This is a genomic window from Photobacterium carnosum, assembly GCF_021236965.1.
Taxonomy (GTDB): Bacteria; Pseudomonadota; Gammaproteobacteria; order Enterobacterales; family Vibrionaceae; genus Photobacterium; species Photobacterium carnosum.
This window is the reverse complement of record NZ_WMDN01000007.1, coordinates 22488-43519: the sequence shown is the minus strand read 5'-3', so window position 1 is coordinate 43519 and position 21032 is coordinate 22488. Positions and strand designations below refer to the sequence as shown.

The window sequence follows — 21032 nt, the reverse complement described above, 5'->3', positions numbered from 1 at the left end:
TTGATTGTGCAAATAAATTAGGGATAACCAAGTCTTAGGAATATGGCTTGATGTAACTGGAAGGATGTATCTATGACAGCTCAAGAGCATAACGCTCAGGGACTTTATGTACCTGAATTAGAGCACGATGCCTGTGGTATCGGCTTTGTTGCCCACCTTAAAAACCGTAAATCTCACCAAATTGTCACCCAAGCTCTCGATATGCTTGCGCGTATGGAGCACCGTGGTGGTCAAGGTTGTGACCCGAGTAGTGGTGATGGGGCCGGCATCTTACTGCAAAAACCCCACGAATTTTTATTAGAAGAAACCGTTAAGCTAGGGATAAAATTACCCGCTTTTGCACAATATGGTGTGGGCGTGGTCTTATTCCCTAAAGACGAACATAAACGTCAGCAATGTCGTGATATTCTTGAGCGCAATGCCAAACGTCTTGATCTAGAAATTATCGGTTACCGTGTACTTCCGGTTGATAATTCAATGATCGGCGAAGATCCACTAAGTACTGAACCTCAATTTGAACATGTGTTTATTACCGGTGGCGTCAATTTAGATCCCGCCGTATTAGAACGTAAACTTTACGTATTACGTAACTATACCGTACGCGTGTGCTTAGAAAGCGTGTCTAATATTGGTGATGATTTCTACATCAACTCACTGTCTTATAAAACATTAGTTTATAAAGGTCAGTTAACAACTGCCCAAGTACCACAATACTTCCTTGATTTACACAATCCAGCAATGGTAACCGCCTTAGCGTTAGTTCATTCCCGTTTTTCAACTAACACTTTTCCTCGCTGGCGATTAGCACAACCTTTCCGTTACATTGCCCACAACGGTGAAATAAATACCGTTCGCGGTAATCTTAATTGGATGAAAGCCCGTGAAGCCATTCTTGAATCTGACTTATTTAGCCACCAAGAAATCAGTATGTTGCTGCCAATTTGTCAGGAAGGCAGTTCAGATTCGTCCAACTTTGATATGGCACTTGAGCTATTAGTGCTTTCTGGCCGTAGTTTGCCGCATGCTTTGATGATGTTGATCCCTGAAGCATGGCAAGAAAACACCAGTATGGATCCTAAGCGACGCGCTTTTTATCAATACCACGCCAATATTATGGAACCGTGGGATGGCCCTGCGTCTATCTGTTTTACTGATGGCGTACAAGTGGGTGCAACCCTAGATCGTAATGGGTTACGTCCATCACGTTATACCGTCACTAAAGATGATTTCCTGATCATGGCATCAGAATCAGGAGTGGTAAAAATTGCCCCAGAAAATATTCAGTTCCGTGGCCGTTTACAACCGGGGCGCATCTTCGTTGCCGATCTTGAACAAGGTCGTATTATTTCAGATGAAGAAGTCAAAGATAGTATCGCGACCTCACAGCCATATGAGCAATGGATCAAAGATAATTTACTGACACTAAAAACACTGCCAGATGCTGACAACATGTACCACCAGCCAACCCCTGAGCGTTTATTGCATCATCAACAAGCTTTTGGCGTTAGCTCAGAAGAAGTTAACGATATTATCGTACCGTTAGCCAATACAGGCTATGAACCACTTAGCGCAATGGGTGCTGACTGGCCATTAGCGGTGTTGTCACACCAATCACAACACTTATCGAATTACTTTAAGCAACTGTTCGCACAGGTAACCAACCCACCGATAGATCCTATCCGTGAACGAATGGTGATGTCACTCAATACCTACCTTGGTAAAGATCAGAATTTACTGACAGAAACCTCTGAGCATTGCCATAAAGTCGAACTTGAATCACCGGTACTATCAAACGCTGAGTTAGAAAAAATTCGCGCGATTGATAATGAACATCTGCAATCAAAAACATTGGATATTGTGTTTCGAGCCAGTGGTGAACAAGGCAAACTTGATCGCGCCTTAAAGCGTATCTGTCAGTATTCTGAAGATGCGGTGATTGATGGTTATTCAATCATTATTTTAACGGATCGTGCGGTTAACTCTAACCATGCCGCCATCCCCGCGATGCTTGCCGTGGGTGCTGTTCACCATCACCTGATCCACAAAGGTTTACGCGCTAAATGTGACATTGTGGTTGAAACGGGTGATGCCCGTGAAACCCACCATTTTGCGACTCTTATTGGTTATGGTGCCAATGCGATTAACCCTTATTTAGTCACTGAAACACTGGTTGATTTACAACATAAACGTAAACTTGACCCTGAGCTGCCAACCGATACTTTATTTGATAATTACCGAAAAGGGGTTAATGGCGGACTGCTAAAAATCTTCTCTAAAATGGGAATTTCAACGTTGCAGTCTTACCATGGCGCACAGATTTTTGAAGCGCTGGGTATCAGCAAATCCGTGGTTGATAAATACTTCACCGGTACTGTTACCCGTATTCAAGGGTTAACCATCGATGATATTGCTCAAGAAGTACTAGTACGTCACCGTGTTGGTTACCCAACCCGTGAAATCCCATTACAAATCCTTGACGTGGGCGGCGTCTATCAGTGGAAACAACGCGGTGAAAAGCACCTGTTTAACCCTGAAACGATTTCATTATTACAACAATCAACCCGTAACAAAGATTATGCTCAATTTAAGCAATATGCCAAAGCGGTTGATGATCAAGGTGACAATGCCGCGACATTGCGTAGTCAGTTAGATTTTGTCAACAATCCAACCGCGTCAATTGCACTGGAAGAGGTTGAATCACTTGAGAAGATCCTCAAGCGCTTCGCAACGGGTGCAATGAGTTTTGGTTCGATTTCTTATGAAGCTCACTCTACTTTAGCTGTAGCCATGAACCGCATTGGCGCTAAATCTAACTCAGGCGAAGGGGGTGAAGACCCTACCCGTTTTGATAAAAAAGATAACGGCGATTGGGAACGTTCAGCGATTAAACAGGTGGCATCAGGTCGTTTTGGGGTTACCTCATATTACCTCACCAATGCTGCTGAACTGCAAATCAAAATGGCACAGGGCGCAAAACCCGGTGAAGGTGGACAACTACCCGGCGACAAAGTCGATGACTGGATTGGCGCAACCCGTCACTCAACCCCTGGGGTCGGCTTGATTTCACCGCCACCTCACCACGACATCTACTCTATTGAAGATTTAGCCCAGCTGATTTTTGATTTAAAAAATGCTAACCGTGACGGTCGCGTTAATGTCAAATTAGTATCAGAAGCAGGTGTTGGAACCATCGCTTCAGGCGTTGCAAAAGCCAAAGCCGATGTTGTACTTATTGCAGGCTTTGATGGCGGTACGGGTGCATCACCAATGTCATCAATTCGCCACACCGGTTTACCATGGGAACTTGGCTTAGCTGAAACCCACCAAACACTGCTTAAAAATGGTTTACGTAACCGAATAGTGGTGCAGTCTGATGGGCAAATGAAAACCCCACGTGACCTTGCCATTGCGACCTTACTCGGCGCTGAAGAATGGGGCGTAGCAACCGCAGCACTGGTGGTTGAAGGCTGTATCATGATGCGTAAATGTCATAAAAACACCTGTCCAGTTGGGATTGCGACTCAAAATAAAACCCTCCGTGAGCGCTTTGATGGTCGTGTAGAAGATGTCGTCACCTTCTTCCAATACATGGGTGAAGGTTTACGTGAGGTGATGGCTGAACTTGGTTTCCGTACCATTGATGAAATGGTCGGCCAAGCGCAGAAGCTTAAATTGCGTGATGATATCGGCCACTGGAAATACAAAAACCTCGATCTTAGCCCAGTACTGCACATTCAACCGCCACGTGCTGAAGATGGCATTTATAACCAACGCCAACAAGATCATGGCTTAGAAAACGTATTGGATCGCACCTTGATTCGATTAGCACAACCCGCATTAAGTGATGGTGAAGCGGTAACGGCACAACTGCCGATCATCAACACTGATCGTAGTGTCGGCACTATGCTGTCTAATGAAATATCAAAAGTCTATAAAGACCAAGGCTTACCACTGCCAATGACGGTCAAGTTTAACGGCTCTGCTGGTCAAAGTTTTGGGGCTTTCCTTGCAAAAGGGGTCCACTTTACCGTCGAAGGCGATGCCAATGATTACTGGGGTAAAGGCCTTTCTGGCGGTACGCTAGTGCTCTACCCTGATCGTCAATCCGATATTATTGCCGAAGATAATATTGTGGTCGGTAATGTTTGTTTCTATGGCGCTACTTCTGGCGAATCTTATATTCGCGGCCTTGCAGGTGAACGTTTCTGTGTTCGAAACTCAGGAGCCAACGTTGTCGTTGAAGGCATTGGCGATCACGGCTGTGAATACATGACAGGCGGTGTAGCCGTTATTCTGGGTCAAACCGGACGTAACTTTGCCGCAGGCATGAGTGGCGGGGTCGCTTATGTGTGGGATCAATTTGGGGATTTTGAAACCAAACTCAACGCTGAATTAGTCGACCTTGATCCTATTGAAACTGAAGATAAAGAACTATTGCTCGATATGTTAACCAAACATATTGAATTAACGGGTAGTACGGTCGCAGAACTGTTCTTGTCTAACTTTGAGGCTAATCTCAAACAGATGATGAAAGTGATGCCAAGGGATTACAAAGCCGTATTACAACAGCGTCAAGCTGCCGCTCACAACAAGGAAACGTTGGAGGCCATCAATGGGTAAGCCTACGGGATTTTTAGAATTTGGCCGCGAACTGCCAAGTAAGTTAGATCCAAGTGTTCGTATTCAAGACAACAAAGAATTTGTTCTTAACGAAGAATTTGGTGACAAAATTCAAGAGCAATCATCACGTTGCATGGATTGTGGTGTACCTTTTTGTCATAACGCATGTCCGATTGGTAATATTATTCCTGAATTTAATGATGCGGTTTACCGTGATAGCTGGGAAGAAGCGTGGAACATTTTAAGTTCAACCAATAACTTCCCAGAATTTACCGGTCGCGTCTGCCCAGCCCCTTGTGAAAGTGGTTGTGTGCTTGGCATCAATCAAGATCCAATCACCATCTGTAATATTGAAAAAACCATTGTTGAAACCGCTTATCGTAACGGTTACGCCAAACCTAAAATTCCACGTTCGCGGACGGGTAAAACCATCGCCATTATCGGTTCTGGTCCTGCGGGGTTATCTGCCGCTGAACAATTAAACAGTGCAGGTCACACTGTTACCGTGTTTGAGCGCGATGAAAAAGTGGGCGGTTTACTGCGATTTGGTATTCCTGACTTTAAGCTTGGAATGGATATTATTGATCGTAAAATTGACCTGATGGCGCAAGCTGGTGTGAAATTTGAAGTCAATGCTCATATTGGGGTCGATATTAACGCCCAACAGTTACGCCAAGAATTTGATGTTATTTTGCTAACCGGTGGTTCAACTGTCCCGCGTAATTTACCTATTCCTGGGCGTGAGCTTAATGGGGTTCATTTTGCGATGGACTTTTTAGCCCAAAATAACCGCCGTGCAAATGATATGGATCTCAAAACAGCTGAAGTGCATGCGCAAGATAAGCATGTCGTTGTCATTGGTGGTGGCGATACAGGATCAGATTGTGTCGGCACTTCCAACCGCCATGGTGCGGCAAGTATTACTCAAGTTGAAATCATGCCATTGCCGCCAGAGCAACGCCCTGCTAACCAACCGTGGCCGTCATACCCGATGATCATGAAAACTTCGACATCGCATGAAGAAGGTTGTGATCGTTATTGGAATATTCTTACCAAAGAATTTATTGATGATGGTAATGGCAATGTTAAAGGGTTACGAATCGCTGATATTGCATGGCAAGAAGCAAAACCCGGTGCAAGACCAAACTTTGAAGAAGTGGCAGGAACTGAACGCATCATCGCTTGTGATATGGCCTTTTTAGCAATGGGCTTTTTACACCCAGAGCCAACAGGCGTGTTAGCACAATTGAATATTAAACTTGATGATCGCGGTAATGTTGCCACTCAGAATTTCGCCACCAGCCAAGCTGGCGTATTTGCCGCAGGTGATATGCGAACCGGACAATCATTAGTGGTTCGTTGTATTAACGAAGGTCGTGAATCAGCACGGTCAATTGATAACTACTTGATGGGTAACTCCCATCTCGAAGCGAAAGCGAATTCTTTGATGCTTTCGTAAACTTTATTATTATTTGATTCAACTGAAAAATGTAAAGCCAGCACATTACTGCTGGCTTTTTATTGATTACAGCTCAGACGATTATTTTATTACACAAATTTATAACATCCACCCTCGTAACCCACCAAATTTAGCCATTTTTTAATCTAAAAACACAGTAACCAACCCTTAATTAACACTCAAAAAAACTTACAGCTGTAATGAATATAATTTTATTTCAGATAGTTAAGGTTAATAAAAACCAGTTAATGGGTATAAATATCATTTGTTAGCAACATTTGACCTTTTTGTAAATTGTCGTTAATTTGAAATATCGTAGGAGGCAAAATGCGCGATCAATCTTGATTTCCATTTTGCAGTAAAACTGTTTATAGCAAACAGGAGCAAGGGAGAATTGCAATGTCACTGTATAACCCATCACTAGAAAAAGATAACTGTGGCTTCGGTCTTATCGCCCACATTGAAGGCGAAACTAGCCATAAACTTGTTCGTACCGCAATATCTGCCCTCGATCGCATGACCCACCGAGGAGGAATTGCTGCGGATGGGAAAACTGGCGATGGCTGTGGTTTATTAATTAAAAAACCTGATAATTTTTATCGTATTATTGCCGCAGAAAAGCAGTGGAATTTATCGCGTGAATTTGCAGTAGGAATGATATTCCTCAGTCAAGATCCTGTTCTCGCTCAACATGCACGTGAAATTATCAACGAAGAGTTGATCACCGAAACCTTATCCATTGCAGGTTGGCGTGAAGTGCCGATCAACGCCAGTGTTCTCGGTCCGATTGCCCAACAATCACTGCCAACCATTGAACAAGTGTTTATCAATGCCCCAGCAGGATGGAAACCACGGGACATTGAACGTCGGCTTTATATTGCTCGGCGTCGAATTGAAAAACGAATTACAGACGATAAAGATTTCTATATTTGTAGCCTCTCAACTCAAGTTACGGTCTACAAGGGGTTATTCATGCCCGCTGATCTGCCTAAGTTTTATCAAGATTTAGGGGACATTCGGTTAGAGTCATCAATCTGTTTATTCCACCAACGTTTTTCAACCAATACTCAGCCACGATGGCCATTAGCGCAGCCTTTCCGTTACTTAGCCCACAATGGCGAAATCAATACCATTACCGGTAATCGTCAGTGGGCACGCGCACGCGCTTATAAATTTAGTTCACCATTATTACCTGATTTAAAAACAGCGGCGCCATTTGTTAATGAAACCGGATCTGATTCATCAAGCCTTGATAATATGCTGGAGCTGTTTTTAGCCGGCGGTATGGATCTCTTCCGTGCAATGCGAATGCTCGTGCCACCAGCATGGCAAAATCACCCTGATATGGATCCCGCATTACGTGCTTTTTATGATTTTAACTCCAAGCACATGGAACCATGGGATGGCCCCGCAGGCATTGTGATGTCAGATGGTCGTTACGCGGCGTGTAACCTTGATCGTAATGGCTTACGCCCTGCGCGTTATGTGATCACTAAAGATAAACTAATCACCATCGCTTCTGAAGTCGGCATTTGGGATTACACCCCTGATGAAGTGGCAGAAAAAGGCCGTGTCGGCCCCGGTGAGTTATTGGTTATCGATACAAAATTCGCCAAAATCTGGCATTCACAAGATATTGATAACGAACTGATGAGCCGCCATCCGTATAAGCAATGGATGGATACTCATGTTCAACATTTAGTGCCCATTGAACAGTTAGATGATAGCCATATAAGCCAACGTAGTTTGGATGACAATCAGCTTAATACTCACCACAAACAATTTAATGTCAGCCGTGAAGAACTCGATCAAGTGCTGCGGGTTATTGGTGAAAATGGTCAAGAAGCCACAGGATCTATGGGTGATGATGCACCAATGGCAGTATTGTCATCGCAACAGCGTCCAATCACCGATTATTTCCGTCAAATGTTTGCGCAAGTGACTAACCCACCGATCGATCCTTTGCGTGAAAAACATGTGATGTCGCTTGCGAGTTGTATTGGCCGTGAGATTAATGTGTTCTGTGAAACCGACAGTCATGCTCAACGAGTGGCATTTAAATCACCCGTTTTACTCTATTCTGATTTCAAACAGTTACTCGATCTCGATCAGCAATACTATGCCAGTAACCAGCTTCATATTAATTTTGACCCGCAACAAACGGATCTTGAGCAAGCCATTGTCAGCCTCTGTGATAAAGCGCAGCAGTTAGTCGAACAAGGTGCAGTTCTGATTGTGTTATCCGATCGCACCATCAGCAAAGATACCCTACCCATTCCAGCAGCGATGGCTGTGGGTGCCATTCAACGCCGATTAGTCGATAACAATTTACGTTGTGATACCAATATTGTGGTTGAAACCGCTACCGCACGCGATCCACATCAATTTGCAGTGCTGTTTGGTTTTGGTGCTACGGCGGTTTACCCCTACCTTGCCTATGAATCATTAGCAAAAATGGTTGATAGTAAGGTGATTGATAAACCATACCGCGAGGTGATGACCAATTATCGCGACGGGATCAATAAAGGCCTGTTTAAGATCATGTCCAAAATGGGCATCTCAACCATTTCCTCTTACCGTTGTTCAATGTTATTTGAAGCGATTGGTTTAGGTAATGACATTATTGAACTGTGTTTCAAAGGGGTTTCAAGCCGTATTGCTGGCGCTGATTTTAGTGATATTCAACAAGACTTGCACAACCTTGCACGTACAGCATGGCTAAAACGCAAACCGATTGATCACGGCGGTTTACTTAAATATGTTCATGGCGGCGAGTTCCACGCTTATAACCCTGATGTGGTTTCGACGCTACAAAAAGCAGTAAAATCTGGTGATTATCAAGATTACCTTGTTTTTGCAGAGCAAGTAAATCACCGTCCAGTGGCCGCGATTCGTGACTTATTAGCTTTGACGGATAACCACGATTCAATTGCGATTGAAGACGTAGAAGCGGCAACGGAACTGTATAAGCGCTTTGACTCAGCAGCGATGTCGATTGGCGCGCTAAGCCCAGAGGCACACGAAGCCTTAGCGATTGCGATGAACCGTTTAGGCGGCTGTTCCAACTCCGGTGAAGGTGGTGAAGATCCACGCCGTTTTGGTACTGAGCGTAACTCACGCATTAAACAAGTAGCTTCCGGTCGCTTTGGCGTCACTCCGCATTATTTAGTCAATGCTGACGTGATCCAAATTAAAGTCGCGCAAGGGGCAAAACCTGGTGAAGGCGGTCAGCTTCCAGGGCATAAAGTCACCACAGAAATTGCCAAGTTACGCTTTGCTGTACCTGGCGTAACCTTAATTTCACCGCCACCACATCACGATATTTATTCGATTGAAGATCTGGCGCAGCTGATTTTTGATCTCAAGCAAGTCAATCCAAAAGCCTTGGTGTCTGTCAAACTGGTATCAGAACCCGGCGTCGGCACTATCGCGACGGGTGTTGCTAAAGCCTATGCCGATTTAATCACTATTTCAGGTTATGACGGTGGTACGGGCGCAAGTCCACTTACGTCAGTCAAATATGCGGGTAGCCCGTGGGAACTTGGATTGGCTGAAACCCAACAAGCATTGGTGACGAATGGCTTACGTCATAAAATTCGTCTGCAAGTGGATGGCGGCTTAAAAACAGGCCTAGATGTCGTTAAAGCAACGATTTTAGGGGCAGAAAGCTTTGGCTTTGGCACTGCGCCAATGGTGGCGCTTGGATGTAAATATCTGCGTATTTGTCATCTAAACAACTGTGCAACGGGCGTTGCGACTCAAGATGAAAAACTACGCCGAGATTTCTTTAAAGGCTTGCCAGAACAGGTAATGAATTACTTTATCGGTGTCGGCGAGGAAGTTCGTCAATTGTTAGCCCAACTTGGGGTTAAACAATTAATAGACTTAATCGGTCGCACTGATTTATTGCAACAACTTGAGGGCTTTACTGCCAAACAATCAAAACTGGATTTAAGTCCTTTATTAGTTGCACCAACACCACATGCTGGCAAAACCGTGTATTACAGTGAAACCAATAGTCCATTTGATGACGCACAGTTAAGCCAACAGTTACTAGAACATACGCTGAGTGCCATCGAAAACCGTAGTGGCGGTGATTATCACTTCCCTATCTGTAATACCGATCGCTCAATTGGTGCGCGCTTATCCGGTGAAATTGCCCTTCGTTATGGTAACCAAGGCATGGCTTCAACACCGATCACGCTCCACTTTATCGGTACGGCGGGGCAATCCTTTGGGGTCTGGAATGCGGGCGGTTTAAACCTTAATTTAACCGGCGATGCTAACGATTATGTCGGTAAAGGCATGGCGGGAGGAAAGATTGCTATTCGTCCACCACTCGGCTCAGCGTTTAAATCCAGTGATGCCACTATTATCGGTAATACTTGTTTATACGGTGCAACAGGCGGCAAGTTATTTGCCGCAGGTAAAGCAGGCGAGCGTTTTGCAGTGCGTAACTCAGGTACGATTGCGGTAGTAGAAGGGGCTGGTGATAACGCGTGTGAATACATGACGGGCGGTATTGTGGCTATTTTAGGTAAAACAGGGGTGAACTTCGGTGCCGGAATGACGGGTGGTTTTGCGTATATCTTAGATGAAGATGGTGATTTTACAGGACGCGTAAACCCTGAGTTAATTGAAGCAGTCGCACTTGATCAACTCAAAATCCATCAAGAACATTTACGCGGATTAATTGATCGTCACCTGCAAGAAACAGGCTCAACCCGTGCTAATGAAATTTTGGCTAACTTTGACCAATGGATACCAAAATTCTATCTTGCGAAGCCAAAGTCAGCGGATATCAATACGCTGTTAGGTCACCAAAGTCGTTCAGAATCTGAACTGCGTCTTCAGGCACAATAAGGGAGGGAAACCAAATGAGCCAGAATGTTTACCAATTTATTGATGTCGAGCGTATCGACCCACCTAAAAAAGCGATTCAAATTCGAAAAATCGAGTTTGTCGAAATTTATGAGCCTTTTACAGAGCAACAAGCAGGAGCACAAGCAGACCGTTGCCTCGATTGTGGTAACCCTTATTGTGAGTGGAAATGCCCCGTGCATAACTACATTCCACAATGGTTAAAGCTTGCCAATGAAGGCCGTATTATTGAAGCGGTAGAGTTATCGCATCAAACCAATACCCTGCCAGAAGTCTGCGGTCGCGTTTGCCCACAAGATCGCTTATGTGAAGGGGCATGTACCCTTAATGACGATTTTGGTGCGGTCACTATCGGTAATGTTGAAAAATACATTACTGATAAAGCGTTTGAAATGGGGTGGAAACCCGATATGTCAGGCGTTGAACTAACAGATAAAAAAGTCGCCATCATTGGTGCAGGTCCAGCAGGATTATCATGTGCTGATGTTCTGGTGCGTAACGGCGTAAAACCAGTGGTGTTTGATCGCTACCCTGAAATTGGCGGCTTATTGACGTTTGGTATTCCTTCGTTCAAATTAGAAAAAGATATCATGATCAATCGCCGTCGTGTCTTTAGTGAAATGGGGGTTGAGTTCCAGCTTAATACTGAGGTGGGTAAAGATATCAGTATTGACACTCTGCTCGCTGATTATGATGCGGTTTTCTTAGGTGTCGGCACCTATAAAAATATGCGTGCTGGGCTCGCGAACGAAGATGCAAATGGCGTCTACGATGCGCTACCGTTCTTAGTCTCTAACACTTATCGAGTGATGGCGCTTACACAACCACAACCGTTTATTGATATGCAAGGCAAACGGGTTGTCGTCCTTGGTGGTGGTGATACCGCAATGGATTGTGTTCGTACCTCAATTCGCCAAGGCGCAAACAACGTTATTTGTGCTTATCGTCGTGACGAAGCCAATATGCCAGGATCGAAGCGTGAAGTGAAAAATGCGCGAGAAGAAGGGGTTAACTTTATGTTTAACCTGCAACCATTAGGTATTGAGGTTGATAGTTCAGGTAACGTGATTGGTGTTAAAGTCGTAAAAACCGCCTTAGGTGACGCTGATGCTGCGGGTCGTCGACGCCCTGAACCCGTTGCCGACAGTGAACATGTCTTAGCGGCTGATGCGGTGATTATGGCATTTGGTTTTCAACCACACGCCATGCCTTGGCTCACACCTTATGATGTCGAGCTCGATCAATGGGGTCGAATTAAAGCAGCTGACACTGAGTTTGCTTTCCAAACGTCAAACCCAAAGATCTTTGCTGGTGGTGATGCGGTGCGTGGTTCTGATTTAGTCGTCACTGCCATTGATGAAGGTCGAAAAGCCGCTGATGGTATTCTCGATTATTTAAACCTGTAACTGACCTCTCCATTAACACGTGTTATCAACACAGCAGTTATCTCTAATAACTGCTGTGACGTTACAATGGTTAACAGTGTTTAGACGAGAGTTTTGGAATAATGATTATGGCTCATGCTACAATCTTAGCCATATCAGCACGGCAAGTGCACCTCATCAATAAAGAGATACCATTCATGAAAATCGGCATTATTGGCGCGATGGAACAAGAAGTTGCCATCCTTAAAGATCAACTTACTGACTGTGAAACCCATAATACAGCAGGTTGTACTATCTACACTGGTAAACTAAACGGTGCGAACGTAGCATTACTACAATCAGGTATTGGTAAAGTATCCGCAGCAGTAGGTACAGCTATTTTACTTGAAATCTTTAAGCCTGATGTAGTGATTAATACCGGCTCTGCTGGCGGTTTTGAATCAAGTTTAAACGTAGGCGATGTGGTTATTTCAACTGAAGTACGTTACCACGATGCTGATGTAACAGCATTTGGTTACGAAATCGGTCAAATGGCACAACAACCTGCCGCTTTCCTGTCTGACGAAAAATTAATGTCTGTTGCAGAACAAGCACTAGCAGCATTGCCACAACCACCACACGCGGTTCGTGGTTTGATTTGTACTGGCGATGCTTTTGTATGTTCAGCTGAGAAACAAAACTTCATCCGTACCCATTTCCCAACAGTGGTTGCGGTTGAAATGGAAGCCGCTGCTATTGCGCAAGCTTGTCACCAATTCAAGGTTCCATTTGTGGTTGTTCGTGCAATTTCTGATGTTGCTGACAAAGAATCACCAATGAGCTTTGATGAGTTCCTGCCACTTGCAGCACAGAGTTCTTCTGTAATGGTTGCTAAAATGGTTGAATTGTTAAACTAATAACATCAATGAGATGATAACTACTGATGACAACTTCGGCATTTATCGCCTCATTAACAACCAATGGCTCCCTGCTCGCTTTATGGGGAGCTTTATTACTACATTGGTTATTACCCATTCCCTCTCCATTACATCTATTGCGTATCTGGCACCGTCTAGCATTATTAATTGCCGCACGAGTCAACCACTCATAACAACGATTATTAGCTCGCCTTGTCTCTCGGCGATACTGCATCTTGCACAAATACAACAACTCATAACACAACGCCTTTATGTGTGGCTCGCAGTTGAAAGTTTATTACTATATTTTTTTTATGGAGTTTTATAGTGCGATTCTTATGTTTACTTATATTCGTTATAAGTACCATTACACCTAGCGTTGCGGCAACGTTAGCCCAACAAACCCAACGTATAATTAGCTTATCACCTCATACCACTGAAATGGCTTATGCGGCTGGATTAGGAAATAAACTCATTGCCGCCAGTGCTTACAGTGATTATCCTCCCGCAGCTGAAAAATTAGAGCGAGTGGCAAATTATCGCGGTCTTAAAATGGAGCGTATTTTAGCCCTAAAACCTGATTTGATTTTAGCTTGGCAAGGCGGAAACCCTAGCCGAGAATTAGCCCGTTTAGAACAACTTGGGATTAAAATACTCTATTCAAACCCAAAAACATTGGCCGATATTCCCAAGACATTAGAACAACTGGGGCAATATGCCGATTCACCACAACCTGCACAGCAAGCTGCCACTGAATTTAGACATCAGTTACAACAATTAAAAATAGCCAATCACAATAAACCTAAAGTACGCTATTTTTATCAATTAGGTTCAACGCCGTTAATGACCGTTGCCGATAGTGGCTGGCCAAGTCAGATTTTTCAATTTTGTGGTGGCGAAAATATTTTTGCAAATAGCAGTGTGGCCTACCCACAAGTTAACCAAGAGCAAGTGATTGTTCGTCAACCTCAAGTGATATTTAGTGCTCAACCAATCGCTGACACTCAACAATTATGGGCGCAATGGCAACACCAACTAATTGCAATAAAACAACACCATATTTACCAACTTAATACTAATTGGTTAAATAGACCAACACCACGAACATTACTTGCCATTAAACAAGTCTGTGGATTACTCAATCAAGTACGAGATGATCACTAATCACAGTATGGATATAAAGCCTGTGAATAACGTCACAAAGCATTTTATTACTGTTGTGCGTTACGTATTTATTCGTACAATCTCTGCCGCTTAACTCAACTTCATTATTCTTGCAGGAACAGAGATGCTTATTTATTTTCTCGATATGTTTGGCACTGCCATTTTTGCTGCATCAGGTGTACTTATGGCCGGACGGCTACGCATGGACCCTTTTGGTGTCGTCGTTCTTGCCAGTGTAACAGCGATTGGCGGTGGTACTATTCGAGATATGGCATTAGGGGCAACACCGGTTTTTTGGATCCACGATACCAACTATTTATGGGTGATTTTTATTACTTGCGTTATCACTATGATAGCCGCTCAACGACCACAACGAATGCCATGGTATTTTTTACCCGTAGCCGATGCAATTGGACTTGCTGTGTTTGTTGCGATTGGCGTTGAGAAATCATTACGTTATGGTGCATCGCCATTAGTGGCCGTTATTATGGGGGTGATCACTGGATGTGGTGGGGGAGTTATTCGTGATGTTTTAGGTCGTGAAGTACCGATGATTTTCCGCACAGAGGTTTACGCTACTGCGTGTATTATTGGCGGCATTATACACACACTAAGCTTATCACTCGGGGTATTACCGTCAATGGCAGCGATCATGGGGATTATTACTACCTTATCAATTCGTTTAGCCGCTATTCGCTGGAATCTTTCTTTACCTACTTTTGCTCTGCGTAATTAACTAAACAACGATCACACGTCTATAATAAAAAACCGCCAGCTAACACTCTTTCGCGTTAAATACTGGCGGTTTTTTTATCATTCAAATGGCAGACTTTTATTTTTCAATCACAACTCTATTACGCTGAAAACGGCGGTAAACCAACCATATTATTGCGATAATAATCACTGCGACGACAACCCAACATTGAGTTTGATATTTATGATAAAACGCTAAAATAGGCGCAACTTCATCACGTAAATAAGCAGGCGCAACACCAAACACAAGCAACCAGACGGTTACCGCTAAAAAGTTTCCTGTAAAAAATAATTTTGCGGGCATGGCGGCAATACCACAGCCAATACACATGAATTGTTTAATGCCTTCGACAAAACGGCTAATAATCAGTCCTAACATGCCATAGCGATCAATAAAGCCATGCAGTTTGGTTAATGTTTTAGGTTTAATCCATTGCTTGTGAGTTAGCACGTGACCAAATTGACGTCCAATAAAGTAGCCGATGCTATTACCAATAAAGCTAGCTCCCCAGCCAACCATCAGTACTGCAGGTAATGACATTTTTCCTGATGCCGCCAATAAACTTGCCACTACTAATAATGACTGTCCTGGCGCAGGGATCCCCATGCCCTCAACCGCAATCGCAAGAGCTAAAATATAATAACCATATTGCTGCAGCAATGGCGTGAGTTCAGTAATAATATGTTGAATCGATTCCATGGCTAGTCAGTCTATGTCAGAAAAATAAGGGTTGATTTGTGATGATAGACTGAATTTAATGAAGACTCTAACGATCAAAGCTAAAAATTAAGCTTACTAAAATGAACCTATTCAAAAAAAACCGCTCTCAATAAATAAGAATACTTTTTACAACAGAATCAGTAATGACTAAACGCTGCTGTAAAAGTCACTATTTTCGGTCATTCCGACAAATTTATAAAAAACAACATTGGTTATTTTAACTTCAATAGCACCTAATATTGAAAGCCGTTACACTCAATATTATTTGTTTTTTATTTACTCTCATAATGAATGGAAGCTCATCACCTCGTATGCCAAAAATAAATAAAATACTGATAGGGATAATCAGTAGTGCGATTATTGCCCTTATTATGGCCCCTGATATTTATGCAGAGCCACCCACTAAAACTGAGTTTACGTATCAATTAGGTCAACACTATCCGCTCGTTTTATCTCAAACATCAGTGATAGCCACCAAACCGCTAGCAGACTCAGCATTAATATGGAAAACACACACCATCAAAAATGGTGAGAGCTTAGCCGTCGCGTTTGATAAAGTAGGCTTAGATAGTGGACTATTACATCAAGTCGTTACCACCAATAATAAAACTAAAAAGCTGATCGCATTAAATCCAGGGGATAATTTGCGTTTTGGCTTTAACAGTTCAGGTCAACTGATTGAATTACATCAGCCATTAAATAATCTTGAAACCTTAATGGTAAAACGTAAACATCATAACGATGATTTTAGCGCAACTATTGATAAACAGCAGATTGAAACCCAAGCTAACTATGCTCAAGCAACCATTAACTCTAACTTTTGGAGTGCGGCAGATAAAGCGGGATTAACAGCCAATCAAATCATGGAAATAGCCGCGCTGTTTGGATGGGATATTGATTTTGCACTCGATATTCGCGCTGGCGATAAATTTGAGGTGCTATTTGAGCAACATTACCTTAATGGGAATGCGATTGATCACGGTAATATTCTTGCCGCCACGTTTACCAATATGGGACAAACATTTACTGCAGTACGCCATCAAGACGGTAAATATTATGATAAAAATGGCCTAGCAATGCGTAAAGCCTTTCTACGCTCCCCGATTAACTTCCGTTATGTCAGTTCTAACTTTAATCCGCGTCGACTACATCCGGTAACCAAACAAGTCAAAGCTCACCGTGGCACTGATTATGTCGCTCCTGTGGGCACACCAATCTGGGCTGCGGGTGATGGCATGGTTATGGAATCAAGCTATAACCAATTTAACGGTAACTATGTCTTTATTCGTCATAATGGCAACTATGTCACTAAATACCTTCATATGACTAAACGGATGGTCAAAACAGGACAACGAATAAAGCAAGGACAAACGATTGGTACTCTCGGTGGTACGGGGCGCGTCACCGGTCCTCATTTACATTATGAATTTCTAGTCAACGGTAGCCATCAAAACCCACGGACGGTAGATTTACCCCAAGAGCATTCGCTTGCAGGCTCGGCTCAAACCGTGTTTAAACAACAAGCGAGTAAGCAACTTGAACAAGTTAACAGTTACAGCCATTTATTAGCTAAAAATGCCATTTTATTACCTCAAAGCTAATATATTGCTTTCATTCTTAATCATTACCAACATTGATCGTTACTAACAAAAAAAGCCGTCAATAGACGGCTTTTTATAATACATAATGCTCAACGCACTAAACGCTAAATGACGCGCCACAACCACATGTTGTGGTTGCATTCGGGTTATTAACAAAGAAGCGTGAACCTTCTAAGCCTTCAGTATAGTCAACAACACCACCGACTAAATACTGTAAACTCATTGGGTCAACAACTAATGTCACACCGTTATTTTCTATCGTCATATCGCCATCATTGACTTTTTCGTCAAACGTAAAGCCATATTGAAACCCACTACAACCACCACCAGTAATATATACCCGTAGTTTTAATTCTGGATTTTCTTCTTCAGCGATAAGCGTTTTCACTTTATTCGCAGCCACATCAGAAAAAGTCAGCGGCAAATTAACATCGCTCATTACAAAACCTCTCAAATACTTCCATTAATTAAAAGTGATTATCTAATACCTGACTATTTTGTTCAAGTATTAGCCGTCTCAACTGGAGCATCATGTGGTGAATCGTGACCTAATTTTTCTTTTTTAATGGTGCGGTGAAGTAATTGGGAGTAAATCGGTTGACCACCAAGCATTTGAGCCATCATAGTCGCACCCAATGTTGTCACCACTAAAGGTAAAATAAGGTGATAGTTATTAGTCATTTCGATAACCAACAAAATACCCGTAATCGGTGCGCGCACTGTTGCTGCAAATAATGCCCCCATACCTGCAATAGCAAATAAGCCAGGAGCAATATCTAAATGAGGATAAATACCTTGTACCACAATACCAAAAAACGTACCAAACAATGTTCCTAATGCCAGCATCGCGCAAAAATACCACCGGGAGCACCAGAACCAAAACATAATAATGTTGTTGCAACACGCGCAAAAAACAACAGCAACAACATGTTTAAACTGTAATCACCATTAGTTGCCGGTGGAATAAGAAAAATACCGCCGCCAGTCAGCTCTGGAAAATAAAGTAATAATAGACCAAAACAGCCACCTAATAAGCCACCAGTAATTAAATAACGAGTGCGATTATTATGGTGAATAGTAACAAACCAATCTAATGTAAAAATAATTAAGCGGTTAAAAACAACCCCAAAACCACCGAATAACAACCCAAGCACCAAGAATAGCCATAACGAATTAAGTGCTGGCGCATCATATTGCGGCATAGTAATAACCGCACTTTGACCCGAAATAAATCGGAACACGATGGTCGACATCATTGCTGAAATCATTACACATTTAACAGAGATCAAACTGTAACGAAATTGTGGTCGCATCTCTTCAATAACAAACATAATACCCGCCATTGGGGCATTAAAGGCCGCAGCCAAACCACCAGCAGCACCAGCAGCCAATAACGAGTGGCGGCCTTCTTTATCTTTTAAACGGAAAATATCTGAAATCATACGACCGATATTACCGCCCATTTGTACCGTCGGACCTTCGCGGCCTAAAACCATACCGGAACCTAACGCGCCTAAACCACCGAAGAATTTAACAGGAATAACTCGCCACCAACGGACAGGACGCATTTCATCCATTGCGCCTTCAATTTCAGGAATACCAGAACCGCCGGCTTCGGGGGCAAAACGGCACACTAAAAAATAACCAATAAAGGCTAATGTACCGCTGACAATAAATGCAGCTAACCATAACGGCAGCACACTTGTAATTTCATCACGTAGCCAGACAGTACGTTGTTCACTCACCCATCGCACACCAATTTCAAATAGTGTACCGACCAAGCCAGCAAGACTACCAACGAGAGCTGAAAGAAATAGAACAGAAATAGGGGTTTTATCTTTGGTCAAAAAACGCCTCACCAAACCACTCGGTTGGAGATGGGAAGGTATATGAAAACCGCGCGATTTTTCAGTCATTAGAAAGCCGTTTTATATAAATATAATGCCATTACAGCGGAGGATGAAGATAGGATCAATACTATAGCCTAATCCAATGTGGTTATGATTTACACTGCTAATGTTGAAAAATAGCTTTGCAACTGTGACATGTTTCTCAAAATTAGAGTGTTTGTTTTTAGATTAGCATTCATTTTAAACAGTAAAATGACTCTATCTTCAGCACCACTTTAGGTACAATAAGGCAGTTTCATTCTCCACACTTCCCTACCTATAATTAATTAGGATCGAAATTTCTGTGGATTAAATCATCGCCTTACTTTTTTTATAGGATTTAACATGAGCAAAACGAGCAAGTCAGCTGATTTATTTGCTAAAGCACAACAAAAAATCCCAGGTGGTGTTAACTCACCAGTGAGAGCTTTTGCTGGCGTTGGTGGTACACCATTATTTATTGATCGCGCTGATGGCGCTTATATTTTTGATGCTGATGGTAATGCGTATATTGATTACGTTGGTTCATGGGGACCGATGATTCTGGGTCACAATCATGCGGCAATTCGTGATGCCGTTATTCACGCAGCCCAGCAAGGTTTAAGCTTTGGCGCACCGACAGCAATGGAAATAACCATGGCTGAGTTAGTATCAGAACTTGTACCGTCGATGGAAATGGTACGTATGGTAAGTTCAGGTACAGAAGCAACCATGAGTGCCATTCGTCTTGCTCGTGGCTTTACTGGTCGTGATAATATTCTTAAATTTGAAGGTTGTTACCATGGTCATGCTGATTGCCTATTAGTAAAAGCAGGTTCAGGTGCATTAACGCTTGGTCAACCTAGCTCTCCGGGTGTTCCAGCTGATTTTGCTAAACATACTTTAACCGCAACTTACAACGATCTAGATTCAGTTCGCGAAGCCTTTACCGCGCAGCCAGATCAAATCGCTTGTATTATCGTTGAGCCTGTTGCTGGCAACATGAACTGTATTCCACCGGTAGCCGGCTTCCTTCAAGGTCTACGTGAAATTTGTGATGAATTTGGCGCACTATTAATTTTAGATGAAGTAATGACAGGCTTCCGCGTCGCACAAGGTGGTGCTCAAGCGTATTACAATGTTAAACCTGATATCACAACGTTAGGTAAAATCATCGGTGGTGGTATGCCAGTGGGTGCTTTTGGTGGTCGTCGTGATGTGATGGAATTTATCGCACCAACAGGCCCTGTATATCAAGCTGGCACGCTATCAGGCAACCCTGTCGCGATGGCAGCAGGTCATGCATGTTTAACCGTATTAATAGAAGAAGGCAATGAAAAGCGCCTTGCTAATACCACTAAACGCTTAGCAAACGGCTTTAAAGCACTAGCTGACAAACATGGCATTCCATTAGCTGTAAACCAAGTTGGCGCAATGTTTGGCTTCTTCTTTATTGATCAAGACAGTGTGACTTGCTATGACGATGTGACTAAATGTGACATTGAACGTTTCAAACGCTTCTTTAATTTAATGTTAGATAAAGGCGTGTACCTTGCACCTTCAGCTTATGAAGCTTGCTTTACGTCCCTTGCACATAACGATAAAGAAATTGATGCCACATTAGAGGCTGCAGATTTTGCATTTGCAACACTTGCTGCTGAAGCAAAATAGCCTTCTTTTAAAA

At 43.0% G+C, this 21032-nt stretch carries 12 protein-coding genes and 1 pseudogene; 10 read left to right on the top strand and 3 right to left on the bottom strand.

Features of this window, described 5'->3' with window-relative positions:
• The first annotated feature begins 72 nt into the window (after window positions 1-72).
• The 8 genes from gltB (GLP24_RS08735) to GLP24_RS08700 all read left to right on the top strand — a co-directional run bounded on the left by gltB (GLP24_RS08735) (window position 73) and on the right by GLP24_RS08700 (window position 15141).
• Complete coding sequence (gltB, locus tag GLP24_RS08735) at window positions 73-4620, top strand: glutamate synthase large subunit (protein ID WP_232614454.1); 4548 nt, start codon at window positions 73-75, stop codon at window positions 4618-4620.
• Entirely contained in the window at window positions 4613-6079 is a 1467-nt protein-coding gene (locus tag GLP24_RS08730) for a glutamate synthase subunit beta (protein ID WP_232615874.1), read from the top strand. The genes gltB (GLP24_RS08735) and GLP24_RS08730 overlap by 8 nt, the downstream gene beginning before the upstream one ends.
• A 399-nt stretch (window positions 6080-6478) precedes the next feature.
• A complete protein-coding gene (gltB, locus tag GLP24_RS08725) occupies window positions 6479-10942 on the top strand; it encodes a glutamate synthase large subunit (RefSeq protein WP_232615873.1) in 4464 nt (1487 codons plus the stop codon).
• A 14-nt stretch (window positions 10943-10956) separates the two neighbouring features.
• Complete coding sequence (locus GLP24_RS08720; RefSeq protein WP_232615872.1) at window positions 10957-12366, top strand: FAD-dependent oxidoreductase; 1410 nt, start codon at window positions 10957-10959, stop codon at window positions 12364-12366.
• Window positions 12367-12542: 176 nt separating this feature from the next.
• Window positions 12543-13241: a 5'-methylthioadenosine/S-adenosylhomocysteine nucleosidase gene (mtnN, locus tag GLP24_RS08715; RefSeq protein WP_045039538.1), complete on the top strand. Its 699-nt coding sequence runs from the start codon at window positions 12543-12545 to the stop codon at window positions 13239-13241.
• A 26-nt stretch (window positions 13242-13267) separates the two neighbouring features.
• The gene (locus tag GLP24_RS08710) at window positions 13268-13435 is read left to right on the top strand and encodes a hypothetical protein (protein ID WP_227990422.1); all 168 of its coding nucleotides are present in this window, start codon (window positions 13268-13270) and stop codon (window positions 13433-13435) included.
• A gap of 133 nt (window positions 13436-13568) precedes the next feature.
• Window positions 13569-14405 (top strand): vitamin B12 ABC transporter substrate-binding protein BtuF, encoded by an 837-nt coding sequence (gene btuF, locus GLP24_RS08705; RefSeq protein ID WP_152653702.1) that lies wholly within the window; start codon window positions 13569-13571, stop codon window positions 14403-14405.
• A 124-nt stretch (window positions 14406-14529) separates the two neighbouring features.
• Window positions 14530-15141 (top strand): trimeric intracellular cation channel family protein, encoded by a 612-nt coding sequence (locus GLP24_RS08700; protein WP_152653701.1) that lies wholly within the window; start codon window positions 14530-14532, stop codon window positions 15139-15141.
• A gap of 96 nt (window positions 15142-15237) precedes the next feature.
• Here the strand turns inward: GLP24_RS08700 and GLP24_RS08695 are convergent, their stop codons facing one another.
• A complete protein-coding gene (locus GLP24_RS08695) occupies window positions 15238-15858 on the bottom strand; it encodes a DedA family protein (protein ID WP_101768303.1) in 621 nt (206 codons plus the stop codon).
• A gap of 332 nt (window positions 15859-16190) precedes the next feature.
• Here GLP24_RS08695 and GLP24_RS08690 point away from each other — a divergent pair, with 332 nt between their 5' ends.
• The gene (locus GLP24_RS08690; RefSeq protein WP_232615871.1) at window positions 16191-17480 is read left to right on the top strand and encodes a peptidoglycan DD-metalloendopeptidase family protein; all 1290 of its coding nucleotides are present in this window, start codon (window positions 16191-16193) and stop codon (window positions 17478-17480) included.
• A gap of 97 nt (window positions 17481-17577) precedes the next feature.
• Here GLP24_RS08690 and erpA read toward each other — a convergent pair whose 3' ends face one another.
• Window positions 17578-17919 (bottom strand): iron-sulfur cluster insertion protein ErpA, encoded by a 342-nt coding sequence (erpA, locus tag GLP24_RS08685; RefSeq protein ID WP_045036017.1) that lies wholly within the window; start codon window positions 17917-17919, stop codon window positions 17578-17580.
• Window positions 17920-17981: 62 nt separating this feature from the next.
• Window positions 17982-19396, bottom strand: a pseudogene (gene clcA / locus GLP24_RS08680) (H(+)/Cl(-) exchange transporter ClcA).
• A 318-nt stretch (window positions 19397-19714) separates the two neighbouring features.
• Here clcA and hemL point away from each other — a divergent pair.
• Entirely contained in the window at window positions 19715-21019 is a 1305-nt protein-coding gene (gene hemL, locus GLP24_RS08675) for a glutamate-1-semialdehyde 2,1-aminomutase (protein ID WP_101768306.1), read from the top strand.
• Window positions 21020-21032 lie beyond the last annotated feature (13 nt).